Annotated in this window: 18 protein-coding genes and 2 pseudogenes; 12 read left to right on the top strand and 8 right to left on the bottom strand. The window is 72.9% G+C overall.

The genetic code is table 11. The annotated features are described in order from the left end of the window. Nucleotides 1-91 precede the first annotated feature (91 nt). The 3 genes from ACFVYN_RS10430 to ACFVYN_RS10420 form a co-directional block, all read right to left on the bottom strand. Nucleotides 92-880, bottom strand: coding sequence for a DUF427 domain-containing protein (locus ACFVYN_RS10430; protein ID WP_389995380.1), 789 nt, complete (start codon nucleotides 878-880; stop codon nucleotides 92-94). A gap of 14 nt (nucleotides 881-894) precedes the next feature. Next, a complete protein-coding gene (locus ACFVYN_RS10425) occupies nucleotides 895-2103 on the bottom strand; it encodes a cysteine desulfurase-like protein (protein ID WP_389995378.1) in 1209 nt (402 codons plus the stop codon). A 153-nt stretch (nucleotides 2104-2256) separates the two neighbouring features. Continuing rightward, entirely contained in the window at nucleotides 2257-2625 is a 369-nt protein-coding gene (locus ACFVYN_RS10420; protein ID WP_389995375.1) for a MerR family transcriptional regulator, read from the bottom strand. A gap of 100 nt (nucleotides 2626-2725) precedes the next feature. On the opposite strand from ACFVYN_RS10420, the gene ACFVYN_RS10415 reads away from it, so the two are divergent. The 3 genes from ACFVYN_RS10415 (at nucleotide 2726) to ACFVYN_RS10405 (ending at nucleotide 5903) form a co-directional block, all read left to right on the top strand. Beyond that, entirely contained in the window at nucleotides 2726-3799 is a 1074-nt protein-coding gene (locus tag ACFVYN_RS10415; protein ID WP_389995372.1) for an alkene reductase, read from the top strand. A 74-nt stretch (nucleotides 3800-3873) separates the two neighbouring features. Further along, nucleotides 3874-5133, top strand: coding sequence for a glycosyltransferase family 4 protein (locus tag ACFVYN_RS10410; RefSeq protein WP_389995369.1), 1260 nt, complete (start codon nucleotides 3874-3876; stop codon nucleotides 5131-5133). After that, nucleotides 5130-5903: a hypothetical protein gene (locus ACFVYN_RS10405; RefSeq protein ID WP_389995366.1), complete on the top strand. Its 774-nt coding sequence runs from the start codon at nucleotides 5130-5132 to the stop codon at nucleotides 5901-5903. Before ACFVYN_RS10410 ends, ACFVYN_RS10405 begins: the two co-directional genes overlap by 4 nt. A gap of 12 nt (nucleotides 5904-5915) precedes the next feature. Here the strand turns inward: ACFVYN_RS10405 and ACFVYN_RS10400 are convergent, their stop codons facing one another. After that, nucleotides 5916-7073 (bottom strand): cytochrome P450, encoded by a 1158-nt coding sequence (locus tag ACFVYN_RS10400; RefSeq protein ID WP_389995363.1) that lies wholly within the window; start codon nucleotides 7071-7073, stop codon nucleotides 5916-5918. 121 nt (nucleotides 7074-7194) lie between these two features. On the opposite strand from ACFVYN_RS10400, the gene ACFVYN_RS10395 reads away from it, so the two are divergent. From ACFVYN_RS10395 to ACFVYN_RS10380, 4 genes are all read left to right on the top strand, one after another. Next, on the top strand, nucleotides 7195-8571 hold the full coding sequence (locus ACFVYN_RS10395; protein ID WP_389995361.1) for a hypothetical protein: 1377 nt from the start codon (nucleotides 7195-7197) through the stop codon (nucleotides 8569-8571). Nucleotides 8572-8641: 70 nt separating this feature from the next. Beyond that, complete coding sequence (locus tag ACFVYN_RS10390; RefSeq protein ID WP_389995358.1) at nucleotides 8642-9868, top strand: AAA family ATPase; 1227 nt, start codon at nucleotides 8642-8644, stop codon at nucleotides 9866-9868. Between the two features lie 8 nt (nucleotides 9869-9876). Continuing rightward, nucleotides 9877-11145, top strand: coding sequence for a VWA-like domain-containing protein (locus ACFVYN_RS10385; RefSeq protein ID WP_389995355.1), 1269 nt, complete (start codon nucleotides 9877-9879; stop codon nucleotides 11143-11145). Between the two features lie 102 nt (nucleotides 11146-11247). Then, nucleotides 11248-12147: an amidohydrolase gene (locus ACFVYN_RS10380; protein WP_389995352.1), complete on the top strand. Its 900-nt coding sequence runs from the start codon at nucleotides 11248-11250 to the stop codon at nucleotides 12145-12147. A gap of 120 nt (nucleotides 12148-12267) precedes the next feature. On the opposite strand, the gene ACFVYN_RS10375 is transcribed toward ACFVYN_RS10380, so the two are convergent. Then, nucleotides 12268-13044 carry a helix-turn-helix domain-containing protein gene (locus ACFVYN_RS10375; RefSeq protein ID WP_389995349.1) on the bottom strand — a complete coding sequence of 259 codons (777 nt, stop codon included), beginning with the start codon at nucleotides 13042-13044 and terminating at the stop codon, nucleotides 12268-12270. 70 nt (nucleotides 13045-13114) lie between these two features. Here ACFVYN_RS10375 and ACFVYN_RS10370 point away from each other — a divergent pair, with 70 nt between their 5' ends. The 4 genes and pseudogenes from ACFVYN_RS10370 to ACFVYN_RS10355 all read left to right on the top strand — a co-directional run. Then, entirely contained in the window at nucleotides 13115-13936 is an 822-nt protein-coding gene (locus tag ACFVYN_RS10370) for a phytanoyl-CoA dioxygenase family protein (RefSeq protein ID WP_389995346.1), read from the top strand. 2 nt (nucleotides 13937-13938) lie between these two features. Then, on the top strand, nucleotides 13939-14220 hold the full coding sequence (locus ACFVYN_RS10365) for a hypothetical protein (protein WP_329272673.1): 282 nt from the start codon (nucleotides 13939-13941) through the stop codon (nucleotides 14218-14220). Nucleotides 14221-14224: 4 nt separating this feature from the next. Beyond that, a complete protein-coding gene (locus ACFVYN_RS10360) occupies nucleotides 14225-14599 on the top strand; it encodes a GAF domain-containing protein (RefSeq protein ID WP_389995344.1) in 375 nt (124 codons plus the stop codon). A gap of 25 nt (nucleotides 14600-14624) precedes the next feature. Continuing rightward, a pseudogene (locus ACFVYN_RS10355) lies at nucleotides 14625-14972 on the top strand (PP2C family protein-serine/threonine phosphatase); the annotation flags it as partial. Between the two features lie 140 nt (nucleotides 14973-15112). Here the strand turns inward: ACFVYN_RS10355 and ACFVYN_RS10350 are convergent. The 3 genes from ACFVYN_RS10350 to ACFVYN_RS10340 are packed head-to-tail and all read right to left on the bottom strand — an operon-like array spanning nucleotide 15113 to nucleotide 17801. Further along, on the bottom strand, nucleotides 15113-15652 hold the full coding sequence (locus tag ACFVYN_RS10350; RefSeq protein WP_389995341.1) for a hypothetical protein: 540 nt from the start codon (nucleotides 15650-15652) through the stop codon (nucleotides 15113-15115). Continuing rightward, on the bottom strand, nucleotides 15649-17109 hold the full coding sequence (locus ACFVYN_RS10345) for an ATP-binding protein (protein ID WP_389995338.1): 1461 nt from the start codon (nucleotides 17107-17109) through the stop codon (nucleotides 15649-15651). The genes ACFVYN_RS10350 and ACFVYN_RS10345 overlap by 4 nt, the downstream gene beginning before the upstream one ends. Then, nucleotides 17106-17801 carry a response regulator gene (locus ACFVYN_RS10340; RefSeq protein WP_389995335.1) on the bottom strand — a complete coding sequence of 232 codons (696 nt, stop codon included), beginning with the start codon at nucleotides 17799-17801 and terminating at the stop codon, nucleotides 17106-17108. Before ACFVYN_RS10340 ends, ACFVYN_RS10345 begins: the two co-directional genes overlap by 4 nt. A gap of 173 nt (nucleotides 17802-17974) precedes the next feature. On the opposite strand from ACFVYN_RS10340, the pseudogene ACFVYN_RS10335 reads away from it, so the two are divergent. Continuing rightward, nucleotides 17975-18336: pseudogene (locus ACFVYN_RS10335) on the top strand (hypothetical protein); the annotation flags it as partial.

Genomic DNA, 18336 nt, shown 5'->3' with positions numbered 1-18336 from the left:
AAAGGCGACCGGTGGCCATGAGAGTCAGGTCACGTGTCGCGGACGGTTTGGGGGTGATTCGCGCAGGTACGGCGCTGGCCGCTCCGGGCGATCACTTCACGGTTCCGGTGAAGGGGGTCACCGGCCGCTCCAGGCGCTCCCCGTCCACGGTGATGTCGACGGCCTCGTTGAAGAAGGCGAGAAGTCCCTTGACGGCGCCCACGGCGGGGAGCGGGTCGGGGTAGCTCCAGACGATGTTTGCGTGGCCGCCCGTGGACCAGTACTCGGCGGTGCCCTTGTAGGGGCAGCCGGTGTGGTGGTCGGTGGCTTCGAGGAGGTCGAGGCGGACGTCCTGGCGGGGGATGTAGTACCGGGTGGGCAGGCCGGTCTCGAAGAGCAGGACGGGGCGGCGGGTGTCGGCGACCACCGTCCCGTCGATCTCGACCCGGACATGGCGGCTGCTGGGCATGGCGTCGACGCGTTTGTGCGGGTCCCGGGGGTGGATGAAGATCTCTTCCTCCTCCTCGTACCAGTGGTCGAGGCCGGTGCCCCGGCGCCGGAACCAGGCGAAGGCGATGTGGTCGGCGAGGTCGGGGGCCGGGAAGGTCCAGGCGGCGTTCTCGACGAGTTCGCCGTCGACCTTGAGGTCGTAGAAGACCTGTGAACCGGTGTGGGTGCCGGTGGCCGGGTTCTTCGCGGGGCGCAGCAGGTCCTCGCGGACGTCGGCACGCGGGAAGGCGTAGACCGGCACGGGTACGTCGGGCTCCCAGACGAGGACGGGGTGCCGGCTGTCGACGACGGTGACCTCTCCCTTGCGGCCGCGCACCCAGCGTTCGCTGGGCTCCCACAGCAGGCCCTCCGGGGTGGTCCGTACGTCTCGTGCGGTGGGGAACGTGGTCATGGGCGGTTCTCCCTTCACCTCTTCAGGAAGTCTGTCAGTCCCGTCAGGAGCCGGTCGACGTCCTGTAGGTCGTTGTAGGGGGCGAGGCCGACGCGCAGGCCGCCGGTGTCGCCGAGGCCGAGGTGGCGGGAGGCCTCGACGGCGTAGAAGGAGCCGGCGGGGGCCTGGACGCCGCGCTCGGCGAGGAAGGCGTACGCGTCGGCCGTGCTGTGGTGGTCGAAGGTCAGCAGGACAGTCGGGGTGCGGTCGGCGGCCCTGGAGTGGACGGTGATGCCGTCGAGCGCGGCCAGCCCCTTGTCGATCCGGTCGCGCAGGATGTGTTCGTGGGCTTCGAGGGCGGCGAAGGCGGCGGCCAGGCGCTCCCTCCGGCTGCCGGTGGCGTCGGGGTCCAGCCGCTCGGCGAGGAAGTCGACCGCCGCGGCGGTGCCGGCGAGGAACTCGTAGGGCAGTGTGCCCAGTTCGAAGCGTTCCGGGACGGTGTCGGTGGAGGGCAGGAGCTTGTCCGGGCGCAGGGTCTCCAGCAACTCCGGGCGGGCGGCGAGGACTCCGTGGTGCGGGCCGAGGAACTTGTACGGCGAGCAGACGAAGAAGTCTGCGCCGAGCTGCTCCAGGTCCACGAGGGAGTGGGCGGTGTGGTGGACGCCGTCGACGTGGACGAGTGCGCCGACCTCGTGGGCCGCCTCGGCGATCGCGGGGATGTCGGGGCGGGTGCCGATCAGGTTGGAGGCGGCGGTGACGGCGACGAGCCGGGTGCGCCCGGACAGTACGGCCCGGATCGCGTCGACCGTCAACTCCCCGGTCTTCGGGTCGAATTCGGCCCACCGCACCGTGACACCGGCCTGTTCGGCGGCCTGGACCCAGGGCCGGATGTTGGCGTCGTGGTCGAGGCGGGTGACGACCACCTCGTCGCCGGGCGACCAGGTCCTGGCGAGGGTGCGCGAGAAATCGTAGGTGAGCTGGGTGGCGCTGCGGCCGAAGACGATCCCCGCCGGGTCCGCCCCGAGCAGGTCGGCCATGGCTCGGCGGGCCCCGGTGACGATCCGCTCGGCGTTGCGCTCCCCCAGCGTGATCCGTCCCCGGTTCGACAGGGGTTGTGCCAGGGCGTCGGCGATGGCCCGGATGACCGGCTCGGGGGTCTGGGTACCGCCGGGACCGTCGAAGTGGGCGATACCGGCGGCGAGAGCCGGGAAGTGGGAGCGGAGGGCGGCGATGTCATACGTCACGTGAAGCTCCTCGATCCGACCGACTGCGGTGCCCCCAGCGTGTCACGCCACGCGCGGGCTCTCGCGGCGGGCGACGGGGTTCGCGGCCATCCGCGAGGTTGGGGCGTCCCGAGTGCCGATCGGGTGGACGGTCCGGTCCGGAAACTCAGCCCGTCACCCCACCCGCAGACTCTCCCGGTGAGCCCGGTTCACGGCCATCAGCCCGTCCAGAGCGTCCCTGGTGCGGATCAGGTCCGCGATGTGTTCGGAGAGTCGGTCGCGCTCCTCCGCCATTCTCTCCAGCGCGGCGTCGGAGGTCTCCGCGCTGGGTGACTCGACGCACGGGAGGAGTTCGGCGATCGTGCGGCTGGAGAGTCCGGCCGCGTACATCCGCTGGAGGAAGAGCACGCGCTCCACCGCGGCCTCCGTGTAGTGCCGCTGGCCGCTCGGGCTGCGCGCACTGACGAGCAGGCCCTGCTCCTCGTAGTAGCGCAAGGCGCGGACGCTGACCCCGGCCCGTGCAGACAGTTCCCCGATGCGCACGTGTTTCTCCCTCGCGGACTTGACCCTCACGTCGACGTCAGGTTTTAGCGTAACCGGGTGCCCGGGACACGGGCACGGCACATTACGAAGGAGATGTGACGTGACGACGCTTTTCACCGGTTTCCAGCTGGGCGGACTGCGGCTGCCCAACCGGGTGGTCATGGCCCCGATGAGCCGGGTGCGGGCCGCCGAGGGCGGTCTGGCGACGCCGTCGATGGCGCGCTACTACGCGCAGCGGGCAACGGCCGGCCTGATCGTCAGCGAGGGGGTGCAGCCGAGCCTGATCGGTCAGTCCAATCCGGGCACGCCCGGGCTGCACACCGACGAGCAGGTGGCCTCTTGGCGCCAGGTGACCGAGGCCGTGCACACCAACGGGGGCCGGATCTTCGCCCAGATCATGCACGGCGGCCGGGTCTCGCACCCGGACACCAACGGCCTGCGGCCCGTCGGGCCCTCCGAAGTCCGGGCCACCGGCGAGGTGTTCACCCCCACGGGACCCCAGCCCGCACCGGTACCGCGGGCGCTCGAGACGGCAGAAGTGCCCGAGCACGCCGCGTCGTACGCCGAGGCCGCCCGCCGCGCCGTCGACGCCGGGTTCGACGGGGTGGAACTGCACGGCGCCAACGGCTACTTGATCTCCCAGTTCCTCTCCTCCAACGCCAACCTGCGCACGGACCGTTACGGCGGCTCGGTGGCCGGCCGGATCCGGTTCGCCGTCGAGGCGGCCGCCGCGACCGTGGACGCCGTGGGCGCGGACCGGACCGGTATCCGTCTCTCCCCGGGCGGCACCTTCTGGGGAGTCGAGGAGACCGAGGTCGAGGAGCTGTACACCGAGCTGCTGAGCGAGCTGTCCCGTCTCGGACTGGCCTACGTCCATCTGGAGGCCACAGCTCCCGAGGAGACGCTCCTGCACCTGCGGCGGGTCTGGCCCGGTGCCCTCGTCATGAACCCCGTGCTGCCGATGGGCGCCAAGCAGACCGGCCGCGCCGAGGCCGACCACTGGCTCGGCCTCGGTGCCGATCTCATCAGCTTCGGCCGCGCCTTCATCGCCAACCCGGACCTGGTCGAGCGACTGCGCACCGACCTGCCGATCGCCCCCGCCGACGAGGCCACCTACTTCCAGGGCGGCGACAACGGCTACCTCACTTATCCCGCATACCAGTACACGGCATGACGTCCGGACGGCGAGGACACCACGAAAGGGTAACGGGGGCCAACCGGAGGCGGTGCCGGGTGGTCTAGCCCGGTATGAAGATCTCTTTCCTGCTCCACAACGCCTACGCGATCGGAGGCACCATCACCACCACGTTCAACCTGGCCCAGGCACTGGCCGAACGACACGAGGTGGAGATCGTCTCCGTACTGCGGCACCGGGAACTGCCCAACTTCGTGCTGGATCCCCGGGTTTCGCTGCGGCCGCTGGTGGATCTGAGGCAGGAGAAGGAACACCCGTCGCATCGGAGACCGGCGCGGGTGTTCCCGCGCTCGGAGTACCGGTACGGGCAGTACAGCGAACTGACCGACCAGCGCATATCCGAGGCCCTCGCCACCATCGACGCGGACGCGGTGATCGGCACCCGTCCCGGGCTGAACGTGCACCTCGCCGGCCAGGCGCCACCCCATGTCGCCCGGATCGGCCAGGAGCACCTCACCCTGGACAACCACTCGCCCCGGCTGCGCACCGCGCTGCGCCGGGCCTACCGCGGGCTCGACGTCCTCACCACGGTCACCGAGGCGGACGCGGCCGCCTACCGGCGCCGGATGCGGCTGCCCGGCGTACGGGTCGAGGCACTTCCCAACAGCGTGCCGGATCCGGTACTTCCGGCCGCGGACGGCTCCGGCAAGGTGGTCGTCGCGGCCGGACGGCTGGTCGCGTTGAAGCGGTACGACCTTCTCGTGGAGGCGTTCGCCGCGGTCGCCGCCGAGCATCCGGACTGGCAGCTGCGCATCTACGGCAAGGGCGACGAACACGACCGGCTGCGGCGGCTCATCACCGACCTCGGCCTGTGGAACAACGTCTTCCTGATGGGTGCCGCGGCCCCGATGGAGGCGGAGTGGGTCAAGGGCTCGATCGGGGCGGCGACCTCCGATTTCGAGCCCTTCGGCATGACCATCGTCGAGGCGATGCGCTGCGGGCTGCCCGTGGTGAGCACCGACTGTCCGCACGGGCCCGCGGAGATCATCGCGGACGGGGTCGACGGCCGGCTGGTGCCGGTGGGAGACCGGGACGCGCTGGCCGGCGCCCTGCTGGAGCTGGTCGGGGACGACGAACGGCGCCGCCGTATGGGCAGGGCGGCGCTGGAGAACGCGCGGCGGTTCGCTCCCGGTCCCGTCGTCGAGCAGGCCGAGCGGCTCATCACCGAGGCGGTCTCGGCGCGGAGGGCGGGTCGGCGGGTCGTGCGGCAGCGCCAGGGCGGAGCTCTGACCGCCCGGGGTTCGGCCGCCAGGGACACCGCGCTGATCGCGGCGAGCGGCGCGCTGCGCCTCGTACGGAAGGGGCGGTCATGACCACGCCACGTGTTGGATGCGCCGTCGACTCGGAGGGCCGGATCACCTTCGCGCTGGCGGCGGGCCCGGGGCATGAGTTGCTGCTGCGGCTGCGCCCCAAGAAGGGGCAGCCCGAAGAGACCCTGCACGTCCTCGACCTGGACCCGGTCGGCGAAGGGCGCACGCAGGCCGTGTTGGGCCCGGATCCCGTGCTCGCGGAGGGGCGGTGGGACGTGTATCTGCTGGACGGGTCCGAGCGCACGCGTCTGCGTCCGGGCCCGCGCGACCTGCGGGCCCTGATCGACGGGCACCTGCGGGAGCGGCGCGGGCCGCTGGCCGTGCGGGTCCCCTATGTCACCGAGGACGGCTACCTCGCGGTCCGGACCTGGCTGCGGCCCGCGCACGCGGAGGTCGGCCGTGTCGACGTCAGCGGCGGGACGCTGAAGATCACGGCCCGGCTGCACGGTGCCTCGCTGCCGGACGGAGCCGAGGTGCTGCTGCGGCCGCGGCAGGGGGAAGCGACCGTGCGCTCGCTTCGGCCACTGGTCGCGGAGGACAGCCGGAGCTTCTCGTTCACGGTCGCCGACGAGACCCTGGACCCCGGTATCTGGGACCTGTTCGTACGACCCGCTCCCGGCGCCCCGATGATCCGGGTCGCCCGTCTCCTGGACGACGTGGCGGACCGCAAGCGGGTCTTCGTCTACCCCGGCGCCACGGCCGGGAAGATCGTCGTGCGGCCCTACTACACGGTCGACAACGACCTGTCCCTGGAGGTGAAGCAGGCCGGCTGAGCGTCGCTCGGATCAGCCCCACCGCACGTGCAGTGTGGGCGGCTTGCGGAAGACCAGGCCGTGCGGGGCGGTCGAGTGGTCCGGGTCGAGGCGGAGGCCCGGGAGGCGGTCGAGCAGCTGCCGCAGGGCGATGCGGGTCTCCAGGCGGGCCAGGTGGGCGGCGAGGCAGTAGTGGGGGCCGTGGGCGAAGGCCAGTTGGAGGCGGGAGTTCGCGCGGCGCACGTCGAAGCGGTCGGGGTCGGGGAAGACGGCGGGGTCCCGGTTGGCGCCCGTGAGGGAGACGGTGACAAGGTCGCCCTGGTGGATCGTGGCCGGTCCGAGGGCGATGTCACGGGTGGCGTACCGGTCCACGACGGCCGCGCCGGGTTCGAGGCGCAGCGACTCCTCGATCGCCCCGTCCAGCAGCGTGAAGTCGGCCTGGACTAGGGCGAGTTGGTCGGGGTGCCGGAGGAGGTGCAGCAGCGCGTTGGTGATCATCGCCTCGGTGGTCTCTATGCCGCCGAACATCAGCACCGCGGCGTTGGAGGCCACTTCCGGCAGCGCCAGCCGGCCGGCGGCGGAGATCAGCAGCGAGGAGCCGGCCCCTTCCGCGACCGTGGCCTCGACCGCCTGCCGCAGTTGTGTGTACGCCTGCGGGCCCGCGGGTCCTGCGGCACGGCCCTCCGTGAGGTCCGAGACCGACCGCACGATGGCGTCGTACCAGGAGAGCACCGTGTCCGTGCCGGCGCCCACCAGCCCGAGTGCCTCGGTGACGACGGCGACGGCGAGCGGCCCGGCGAAGGCTCGGCGCAGTTCGGCGGCGCCCGCCGGCTCCAGTGCGGTGACGAGCCGGTCGGTCTCCCGCTCGATGAACTCGGCGAACCCGTCCCGTACTTCACGCGGGCGGAAGGGCGCGGTGAACGGCTCGCGGTGGCGGGTGTGTTCGTCGCCGTCCAGGGAGAGCATGCTCGCGCCGACGACCTGCGCGGTCGAGAAGCGGGGGTCGTCGACGGTGAAGGTCTCGGCGTCCCGCATCACGTCGAGCGCGAGGTCGCGGCGGGTCACCAGCCAGCCGTTCAGTTCGGGCAGCCAGGACACGGGTTCGTGGGCCCGCAGCCGGGCCAGCCGCGGGTGCGGGTCACCGGCGAGTTCTGCCAGCGTGGTGGCGGCGCCGAGCGGGAATGCGATCACGTCCCAGGCTAACCCGCCGGAAAACCCGTGGCGGAGGCGCGGGGAGCGGCTTACGCTGCTCCGCGATGACGACTCACACTTCTCAACGATCGGGGGTCCCGTCCGCGCAAGGTGAGTGCTGATGCTCACTTCGACCGCGAACGAGGACATCCGTACGTCCTTCTGGCCGCGCGTGCGCGAGTTCGCCGTGCCGGCCTCCATGATCGAGACCGCGACCGCCCGCCGCCTCGCCGGGGACTGGGCGGGGGCGTGTGCCGCCGCGGGCTTCGACATCGATCTCAACCTCCGTGCGGTGACCCGCGATCACGGCCGGGAACTGGTGTCCAGGGTCCGGTCCGATCTCCGCGCCCTCGCTCCCGACCTGCTGCGCTGGCACCTGCCGAGGATCGCTCCGGACGGTCTGCTGCGGCCCGGGCTGACCCTGGCCCTGGCGCGGTACGAGGCCGTCGAGGGCACCGTGCATCTCGTGGCCCGGACCGCGCCCACCTGGGCGGATGCCGGGCAGCGGATCAGCCTCGCGCTGTGGTCCCGGTCCACGGCCGACGCCGTACGGCATCCGCATCCGCACCCGCGTCCGAACCGGCGGTTCCGGCTGGATCTGCACCGGCACCTGTGGGATGCGGGCAGGGTCGGGGAGCTGCCGGGGCGGTCGGGGGCGGGCGAGCCGTCGCTTCCGTCGGCGGCCGGGCAACTTTCCTCCAGTGAGGCTGAGTTGGAGGTACCGCCCGGTTGTGCCGTCGACCGTTGGGCGGCCGAGGCGCGGATACTGCTCGCGGCCGAAGGACGCTCCGGCGGTGGTGTGTCGGTGCGGTTCGGCGGACGGCACCGGCTGGTGCTGGAGCTCGCCGCGGACGACGACCTGCTACGGCCCGTACCGACCCCCTCGGCCGCTGTCGTCTCCGCGCTCCCCGTCCTGCCCGACGCGGCGACCTGGGTGCTGCCGGACCTCCAGCTGCTGCGCGCGGGTGCGATCGACGCGGATCGGCTGCACCCCCTGGTCGCCGCCGCGTTGGCACCGGGCCGCGCGGGCACCGGACCGCCCCGCGCTCCCGACCGGCCCGGGCGCCCGCGCCTCGTGGAGTGCCGGGGAGCCCGCCACCGGATCGGCCTGGTCGACGGGGTGCTGGCCCCGCTCGACCACGATCCCGACGAGCTCCGGCGCGAAGAGCTGCTGGTCGCGTTGACCGGCACCCCGCTCCCCTGCCTCCAGGCGATCGACGAGGCACACCGCCGACCGCACTGCCTGGACGGCGTCCGCGAACGTCTCGTGCACGGTGACACCGCCGGCGCCCTGGCCGTCGTGGAAGGACTCCTCGGGCCCGAGGCGCTGCTGCGCACCGGCCCCCTCCGGGACGAACTGGAGGCGGCCGCGCTGCGGCGCGTCACCTACGGCCTGTTCAGGGCTGGCCTGACGGGACCCGGGCCCGCCCGGTACCGCCCGCGTCCGAGCGGTCGTGACTCCCGCAACCGGCGTACCCGTCCGCGTCACGCGAACTGAATCCTCCTCCGGGAAATCCGGGAGACCGGTCTCCTTCTTCCTGCCACTCCTAGCCCACAGGTGATGCCTCATGCCCATGACCGCCCCTGCCCCCGCCCCCGCCTCCCAACTCGACATCGCCACCGACCTGTTGGCCCTCCTGCGCGACTCCACCACCGAACCGCGCCCCGACTCCCAGCTGGAGGCCCTCACCCTGGCCGTGGCCGCCGATCTGCCGGTCCTGCTGTGGGGAGAGCCCGGCATCGGCAAGACCGCGGCCCTGACCCAGCTCGCCGCGGCCCTGGACCTGCCGCTGACCACAGTCATCGCCAGCGTGCACGAGCCGTCCGACTTCTCGGGCCTGCCCGTGGTGGGGGACGATCCCGCCACCCAGGGCGTGCCGATGGCCCCGCCGGACTGGGCGGTCCGGCTGGTGCGGGCCGGGCGGGGGCTGCTGTTCCTGGACGAGTTGTCCACCGCACCGCCCGCCGTCCAGGCCGCGCTGCTCCGGCTCGTCCTGGAGCGGCGGATCGGCGCGCTCCAACTGCCGCCCGGGGTACGGATCGTGGCCGCCGCCAACCCCCGGTCCTCGGCGGCCGACGGCTGGGAGCTGAGCCCGCCGCTGGCCAACCGGTTCGTCCATCTCCAGTGGACCCACGACCACGAAGTCGTCGTACGCGGACTCGGTGGGACCTGGCCGCGGGCCACGCTGCCGCGGCTCGATCCGCTGAAGCTGCCTCAGGCCGTGGACTTCGCCCGCCGCGCGGTGTGCGGGCTGCTCGCCGCGCGGCCCACGCTCGTGCACCGGCTGCCCACCAACGAGACCCGCCGGGGCGGCCCCTGGCCCTCGCCCCGCAGCTGGGACATGACGCTGGCCCTGGTCGCCTTCGCGACCGCGGCCGGCTCCGCGCGGGACGTGCTGTCGCTGCTGGTCCGGGGCACGGTGGGCGACGGTCCGGGACTTGAGCTGCTGGCGAGCCTGGACCGGCTGGACCTCCCGGACCCGGAGGACGTGCTCGCCGATCCCGCGGGGGCCGTCCTGCCCGAGCGGGGAGACCTGCGGCAGGCCGTGCTCGACGGTGTCGTGGCGGCCGTACGCGCCCGTCCGGACCGGGCCCGCTGGGACGCGGCCTGGGCGGTGCTGGTGCGGGCGCTGGAGACCGGGGCCCCGGACCTGGTGGTCGTGCCCGCGACCACGCTCGCCTCGCTGCGGCAGCAGGACTGGGACGTACCTGCGGCGATCGACAGGCTCGCCGGGACGGTGGCGCTGTCTCAGCGGGCTGACCGGGCCGCGGTCGCCGCCAAGGCCCGCCGATGAGCACGCCGATGAGCACGAACACCCCCGGGGAGGGGGGACACCTGGACCGCGACAAGCTCTTCGCCGCCCGTCTGCACGCCGCCCGGGCCCGCCCGTACCTCGCCACCGCGCTGTTCGCGCTGCACACCGTCGAGTCGAAGCGGGTCCCGACGATGGCCGTCGACCGGCACTGGCGGTGCTACGTCTCCCCGGCGTTCGTGGACCGGATGCCGGTGGAGGAGCTGGCGGGCGTGTTGGTGCACGAGGTCTCCCACCTGCTGCGCGACCACCACGGGCGCGGTGACCGGGTGGCCCGGGAGCGCGGGCTGACCGGGGTCGGGGACCGGCTGCGGATGAACATCGCCGCGGACTGCGAGATCAACGACGACGTGTACGGCGACGGACTGGTCCAGCCCGAAGGCGCCGTCCGGCCCGAGCGGTTGAGGCTTCCCGCGGGACGGCTGATGGAGGAGTACCTGAGCGGAATCAGCCTCGGTCCGCTCACCCTCGACCTGTCCTGGCTGGACTGCGGCAGCGGTGCCGACGGCCTGGAGCGCGAGTGGGACCTGGGCCCCGACGGGGCGGACGGGCTGAGCGAGCAGGAGCGGGACGCGGTCCGCTTCCAGGTGGCGCAGGGCATCAAGGCACGTCCCGGGAGCACCCCGCAGGGCTGGCAGCGGTGGGCGGAGGAGGCGTTCCATCCACCGCAGCCGTGGCGGGACCTGCTGGGCGCGGCACTCCGTTCGGCGGTCGCCGGCTCCGGCGCGGGCGACGACTACAGCTACGGGCGCCCGTCGCGGCGCTCGGCGGGGGTCCCCGGCGCGGTACTGCCGAGTCTGCGGCGCCGGCCCCCGCGGGTCTGCGTGATCATCGACACCTCCGGCTCGGTCAGCGACACCGAACTGGGCAGCGCCCTGCTGGAGGTCACCGCGATCTCCCGTGCCGTGGGCGGCCGCCGCGACCTGGTCAGCGTGCTCTCGTGCGACGCGGCGGCCGGGGTCGTACATCCGCTGTGCCGGTCCGAGGGCATCCCGCTGGTCGGCGGCGGGGGCACCGATCTGCGCGACGGCTTCGAGAAGGCGCTGCGCTCGCGCCCCCGGCCGGACGTCGTCGTGGCCCTGACCGACGGCCAGACGCCGTGGCCGAGCGCGCGGCCTTCATGCCGTACCGTCATCGGTCTGTTCCCCCGTCCGGGGAGGAGCGGGGCACGACGCGAGAACAATCCCGAGTACGTGCCGGACTCACCGCCCGCCTGGGCCCGGGTGGTGGAGATCGGCTCGGCGTCCGAAGTCCGGTGACCCATGACGGGTGCCCGCGGGGTGGACGTGGAGGTGGTCTGCCACGAGATCATGGGGACAGGCGGACCGGAGCACATCGCGGGCCCGGGTGGGAGGAGCGCCATGACCAATGTCGACGTGCACCAGCATCTGTGGAGTCCGTCGCTCGTGACGGCCTTGAGGGCGCGGCGCGAGCCGCCGTACCTCGACGGTTGGAGGCTGCATCTGGACGGTGAGCCGCCCTACGACCTCCGGCCCGCCGACCACGACGTGGCCCTGCGCGCGGAACTCGCCGCCAGTGACGGCCTCGGCCTCGCGCTCGTCTCCCTCTCGGCGCCGATCGGCGTGGAGTGGCTGCCCGCGGCGGAGGCACGGCCGCTGCTGGACGCCTATCACGAGGGCGCGGCCGCGCTGCCGCAGCCGTTCGGGGCGTGGGCCGCCGCGTGTGTGCGGGACATCGACGCCGGGGCGACGGCCGATCACCTCGACCAGGGCTTCGTCGGCCTCCAGCTGCCCGCGAACGCCCTGGTGGACGCGGCCGGTTACGGCCGGTGCGCCCCCTTGCTCGATCTGCTCGAGGAGCGCGACCTCCCGCTGTTCGTCCACCCCGGGCCCGCGGCCGGTGGCTCGGAGGGGCCCGGCTGGTGGCCCGCGATGGTCCCCTACGTCCAGCAGATGCACGCCGCCTGGTTCGCCTTCCGCGCCTACGGCCGCCCCCGCCACCCACGGCTGCGGGTCTGCTTCGCCCTGCTGGCCGGGCTCGCGCCGCTACACGGGGAGCGGTTCGCCGCGCGCGGGGGCGACGGCACAGGGCCGGACCCGTCGGTCTTCGTCGAGACGTCCTCGTACGGGCCTCGTGCGGTCGAGTCCGTCGTACGTGCTCTGGGCGTGGACGCCGTGGTCCAGGGCTCGGACCGGCCCTACGCGGAGCCGCCGCAGCACCCCGGCCACGGGCTCGGCGGGGCGGCGGCCTACGCCTTCCGCATCGCCAACCCGCGGCGGCTGCTCACCGGGAAGGAATGACGGGGCGCGCTCTGCCCCCCTCCTGCCCGTACGTCACGACGATCTCGTTCGTCCTCTACGCCGGCCGCGCGGCGACCGGCAGACACCGCGCACGGTTCCGGCGCCCGCCCGAGCCCCGTTCTATCCGTGCCGCTCCCGTACGGCCCGCGGCGAGGCCCCCAGCTCCTTGCGGCAGGTCTTGTTGAAGGCCTGGAGGTCGGGGATGCCGACGGTCGCCGCGATCGCCGGGATGGCCAGCGTGGAGGCGATGAGCAGGTGCCGGGCGCGTTCCATGCGGCGGCGCCGGATGTAGGCGACCACGGTGTGTCCGGTGTCCTCGCGGAACAGCCGGGTCAGATGGGTGTGCGAGACCCCGGCGGCACGGGCGATACCGGGCACGGTCAGGGGACCGGCCAGATGCTCCTCGATGTGGGCGATGGCCGTCCGCAGCGCGGGGTGCCGGGCGCGGTCCTCGCCGGCGCCTGCCAGGCCGGTCGTGCGCCACAGCACCGTCCACAGTTCCGCGGAGGCCCGGGCCGGGGACTGCGCGGTCGCCGCGACCGTCTGCCGCAGCAGCCCGGTCAGCACCGCCGCGTCCACGCCGGCGTCCTGCATCACCGCAACCCGGCGCCGCTCGCCGTCGCCCGGCAGCCTGAAGTGGGCGTACAGGTGCTCGCAGCGCGTGGCGTCGTAGTGGAAGTGGACCTCGGTGTCGGGCGGGACGAGGCTCACGTGTCCCGGGCGGATCGGGTGCCGGGAGCCGCCGAACTCCAGGGCGCCCGAGTAGCCGTAGAGATGCAGCTGCCACAGGCGCGGGAGTCGGAACACGTCGTGCGGGCCCGCGGAGCCGTGGACGCCGACGCCCGCGTTCTCCACGTGGGGCGGCAGGTCGAGAGCCAGGTCGACGTGACGGGTCATGGTGGAAAATTACCAGTGGTCGTCGATTACAGCCCACGACCGCGGGGCTCGTTGTTCCTACGGTTGCCGTATGTCAACCACACGACAGCTGCTGAACTCCGCCCAGGTGGCGCGGTTCGTGGCCCACGGCTTCCTGCGCCTGGACGGCATCGTGCCCCCGGAGATGAACGAGGAGGCACTCGGGGTCTTCGCCGCCGGGCTGCCCTCCGTGCCGTACGGCACTCCCGTGCCGAAGGCGTTCCCCGAGGGTTCCTTCTCCCGCCGGCTCGTCGAACTGCCCGCGGTCGCGGGGGCGTTGGAGAGTCTGGTGGGCCCTGATCCGACCGTCGACCACCACTTCGTGCACATCCGTGAGCCACGTGAGGGCAGTGCGCAGCCACTGCACGCCGACGCCGTCATCGATGTGCGGACCGACGCCTTCGACGTCCAGCTCATGTACTACCCACGGGAGGTCACCGCGGAGATGGGCGGCACGCTCATCGTGCCCGGCAGCCATCTGCGCCGCACCAACGAGTCCGACACCGGCCGCTACCAGAACCTGCGCGGCCAGACCCGGCTGACCTGCCCGGCCGGCACGGTCGTCCTGCTGCACCACGGGATCTGGCACGGCGGGCGGCGCAACGACAGCGACACCGTCCGCCACATGTACAAGATCCGCTTCAACCCGACCGTGCCGCAGGTGCGGCTGTGGGACACCGCCGACCTGGACGCTCCCGCCGTCCGCGAGGAACTGGGGCGCGGTTTCCCCTGGTACGAGCAGGCCACCGGCCGGCTGGAGATCCTGAACCGGATCCGGCTGTGGCGTGCCCTGTCCGGCGATCCCACGTTCGACATCGAGTACTGGGCCACCCGCATCGCCAACCGGCCCGCCACCCGAAGGAGCCAGCCGTGACCATGTCCACCACCGTGCGCCAGCAGGTACTCGTCCTGTACCTGGACACCTCCGCGCTCGACTCCCGGGTCGTCGGCTGGGCCCGCTACGACGGCACGGGCACCACCCGCCCGACGACCGGGGACAGCGACGAGCCGCCGTACGAGACGGGCGTCGCCGCCCTGGAGGACGGCTGGCGGCTCTTCCAGGCGGCGCAGCTCGTCCCGCCGTATCCGGGAACGGAGCACGAGACGTCGTTCCTCAAGCACGAGTTCTTCTTCGAGAAGCTGGTGAGCGGCGGGTGAGTCCGTGGCCTACCTGCCCCTCATGGTCGGCGAGGAGCCCGTAGGGGCGGTCATGCTCGGCCGCAGTGGGCACTCCCCCGAGTTCACGCCGGACGACGTCGAGCTACTGGAACTGCTGACACCACGGGCCGCGACAGGCATCGGCCAGGCCCTGCGCTGCACCCACGAGCACGAGACCGCGCTGGAGATGCAGCGCGCCTTCCTGGCTACTCCGCACATACCGGGGCCAGGCCTGGAGATCGCCAGCCGCTATCTGCCCGCCGGGCGGGGCGCCGAGGTGGGCGGCGACTGGCTCGACGCCGTGGCGCTGCCCTCGGGACGCACCCAGCTGGTGGTCGGGACGTCATGGGACACGGGGCGCGGGCCGCCGCGGCCATGAGCGAGTACCGCTCGGCGCGCCGGCCCTGCAGGGGCTCGCGCCCGACCGGCTGCTCACCGAGGCGGACCGCACCGCCCACGCGCTCGACCTGGACCGCGTCGCCACCTGTGTGCCGGCCCTGCTGGACCCCGTCGGCGAAGAAGTGGTCCTGGCCACGGCCGGCCATGTTCCGCCGCTGCTGGTCCGGCCCGGCAGCGCCCCCGAGTTCGCGGACCTGCCAGTCGGACCTCCGGTGGGCACGGGCTTCGGCGGATACGAGAGCCGCCGTCGGCCGATGCCGCCGGGCTCCCTGCTGCCGGCCTACACCGACGGGCTCGTGGAGCGACGCGGCGAGGACATCGACACGAGCCTCGCCGCCCTCACCCACGTCCCCATCGCCTCCGGACACGCCCTCCCTGACATCCTCACCACCGTCGTCGACCGCCTGCCCCGGCCGACTCGGAGGACGACCTCACGCTGCTCGCGGCGCGCACCCTGCGGGAGCCGCTCGGACCCCGGTGGCCTTCCGCCCCCTCACCGCTCGGAGCAGCCCTCGTCCGACGCCCTGACCTGCCATCCGTCGCCGGTCACCTCAGCGGTGACCGTGACGTCGGACGGGCGCGTGAGGCGGTACGCGGCGGCGGCCGTGCAGACGATCTGCCGCACCCCGGTGCCGCTCAGCCTGTCCATGCCCGCGGGGAGCCGGATCGTCATCGCGTCCCCCTTCACCGTCACCGTCGGGGCGTCCGGGGCGGGCGGGTCGCCGGGCCCGTCGGTGGCGGGCGGGAGTGCCATGGCGGTCGGCACACCCGGCACCTCGGTGACAAGGCCGTCCTGGCGTCCCTCCCCCGCCAGGGGACCGGCCATCAGCAGCCGCAGCGCCGCCTCGGGGTCACCGGGCCGCTCGGTCGTGCGCGGCATCGCGACGAGTGCGCCGTCCTCGACGAAGTAGACCGGCGTCATCGGCAGAGTCCCGCTCGCGGGACCGCCGGCCTCCACCACCCCGGTCGCGGGGATCCCGCAGGAGGTGAGCGCGAGGAGCGCCAGCAACGGGACGCGGCGCAGGGGCTTCATGACGGGCTCTCCTCGGGCAACTCGTCCCGCCACAGCGGAAGTTCTACGGTGAAGACGGCGCCGCCGACCGGGTGGTTGGCCGCGCGGACGGTCCCGCCGTGGATCCGGACGTTCTCGGCGGTGATGGACAGGCCGAGACCGCTGCCCTCGGAGCGGATCCTGGCGGTGTCCGACTTGTAGAACCGCTCGAAGACATGGGGCAGCACGTCGTGCGGGATGCCGGGACCGCTGTCCCGCACCTCGATGACGGCCACCGCGTCGCCGCCGCGCAGGCTCACCTGTACGGGACGGTCGCCGTGCTTGAGGGCGTTGCCGACCAGGTTGGCCACGACCACGTCGAGGCGGCGCGGGTCGACGCGTCCGCGTACCGCGTCGGGTGGGGGCAGATCGGTCGTCACCGTGTCCGTCCAGCCGCGCGAGGCGAGGGTGCGGCGGATCGACTCGGTGAGGTCCATCTCGTCCAGGTGCAGCACCGCGGCGCCCGCGTCGAAGCGGGAGATCTCCATCAAGTCGTCGACGAGACGGGCGAGTTTGAGGGTCTCCTCACTGATGAGCCGGACCGCGGTGGCCGTGTCCGGGCCCAGTCGGGCGGCGTCCTCGTCAAGGACGTCGGTGACCGCGGACATGGCGGCGAGCGGGGTGCGCAGTTCGTGCGAGACGTCGGCGGCGAAGCGGCGGGCCCGGGACTCCATCTCGCGCAGTTCCGCGACCGATGTCTCCAGCGCGGCGGCCGTCTCGTTGAACGTGTGGGAAAGATCAGCGAGTTCGTCCGACCCGTTGACCGCGAGCCGGGTGTCCAGGCGCCCTTCGGCGATCCTGCGGGTGGCGAGCCGCAGCTTGCGCACCGGCACCAGCACCCCGCGGGCGGCGAGGAGCGCGAGCACGACAGCGAGCGCGAGGGCCACGACCATCGCCCGTTCGACAGCGGTCACCAGGGCGTCGACGTACGCCTGTTCCGTGGTCTGCGGCACGACGAGGAACACGTGGACCCCGGTGACCGCGGCGGTGGTGTCCCGGCCGCCGAAGAGGATCGACATGCCGACGACGAGGGAGGTGCGCCCCTCGCCGCGCACCCGCTGGAAGACGGTGGCCTGGCTGGATCCGACGGCCCCCCGCAGGGCGGGCGTCACCTCGGTGAAGGGGTCTCCCGGCGCCGAGGAGCCGCTGCGGTCCCCGTAGGTCACCAGCACCCGCCAGCTGCCCTGCGACTCGGTGGCCGCCACGTCCCGCGCGAACTTCCCGAGCGCCGACTCGTCGGGGGGCACGGGGAGTTCACCGGCGTGCTGGTTGAGCTGGGCCCGCAGTTGTCTGATGGTAGCGTCCTGGCTCTGCTGGAGGACTCCGGTGCGCGCCTCACGGAAGGTCAGGGCCCCGGTCGAGATGGCCGCGACGGCGGCGACGAGCCCGAAGGCCACCACCAGGCGGGCCCGCAGGCCCCGCAGCCGGCGCTTCCTCACGGCGCCGCGAAGCGGTAGCCGAAACCGCGCACGGTGTGGATGTAGCGGGGCGCGCGGGGCGGCTCGGACATCTTGGTGCGCAGTCGCTTGACGCAGGCGTCCACGAGTCGGGCGTCACCGTGGTAGTCGTGCTCCCACACCGCCTCCAGGAGCTGCTGACGGCTGAACACCTGGCCCGGTGAGGCGGAGAGGGTGAGCAGGAGCCGTAACTCGGAGGGGGCGAGGGCGATCGGCTCGCCGTTCAGCGCGACGGTCAGGCCGGCCCGGTCGACGGCGAGGTCGCCGTAGGTGTCGATCTTCGGCAGGCCCTCGGCGCCCGGCGCGGCCCCCGCCGCCCGGCGCAGGACGGCGCGTATGCGGGCGTCGAGCACCCTGGCCAGTACGGGTTTGACGACGTAGTCGTCGGCGCCCGCCTCCAGACCGACGACGATGTCCACTTCCTCGCCCCGTGCCGTCGCCATGATGATCGGCAGGGTCTGGTCGACGGCCCGTATGCCCCGGCACACCTCCAGGCCGGTCATGCCGGGCAGCATCAGATCGAGGACGACGATGTCGGGCCGGAAGGCTCGCAGCCGGTCCATCCCCTCCTCGCCGGTGGCGGTGGCGGCGACGTCGTGGTTCTGGCGGCGCAGGGCCAGGGCGACCCCCTCCCGGACGGCGGGGTCGTCTTCGATCAGCAGTACGCGTGGCATGCGCACAGTATCCACATGGCCATGACCACAAGGAGGGTTATCGGTTCGTTACCTTCCGGGCCAGGTCCGATCACATGGCGATCACATCGTGAACCATCGTGACAGCGCACAGAGGAAACCCCGCCGGCGGCCGCCGCCGGAAGCGCTCCGAGCGGAGCGTGAGGACCCGACTACTGGGCGGCGTGGCCGCGTTGGCGGCCTTCGCGGCCGTCGGTGGCGCGGTCGTGGCGTGGCTGCCGTCCGACACGGGACGAACGTCCGCTGCTCTCGCACCCGTTGAGGGCCCGGAGTCTCAAAGGACCACCGGGTCACCGGAACCGGATGCGGATGCGGATGCGGCTTCGGATGCGGCTTCGGATGCGGAACCTGAGGAGTCCAGCGCGTCGCCCAGCCCTTCCACGACCCCCCTCCCCCAGAGCGGTCCGGGGACCTTCGTCACCGCGCCCGGTGGCAGCGAACGGGTCGGCAAGGGCACGCCGTTGCGCTACCGGGTCGAGGTGGAGAAGGGCATCACCATCTCCCCCGAGGACGTCGG

It is taken from the genome of Streptomyces sp. NPDC058307 (assembly GCF_042880295.1).
GTDB lineage: Bacteria > Actinomycetota > Actinomycetes > Streptomycetales > Streptomycetaceae > Streptomyces.
The sequence above is the reverse complement of the archived record's forward strand: the minus strand, read 5'-3'. Positions and strand labels throughout refer to the sequence as shown.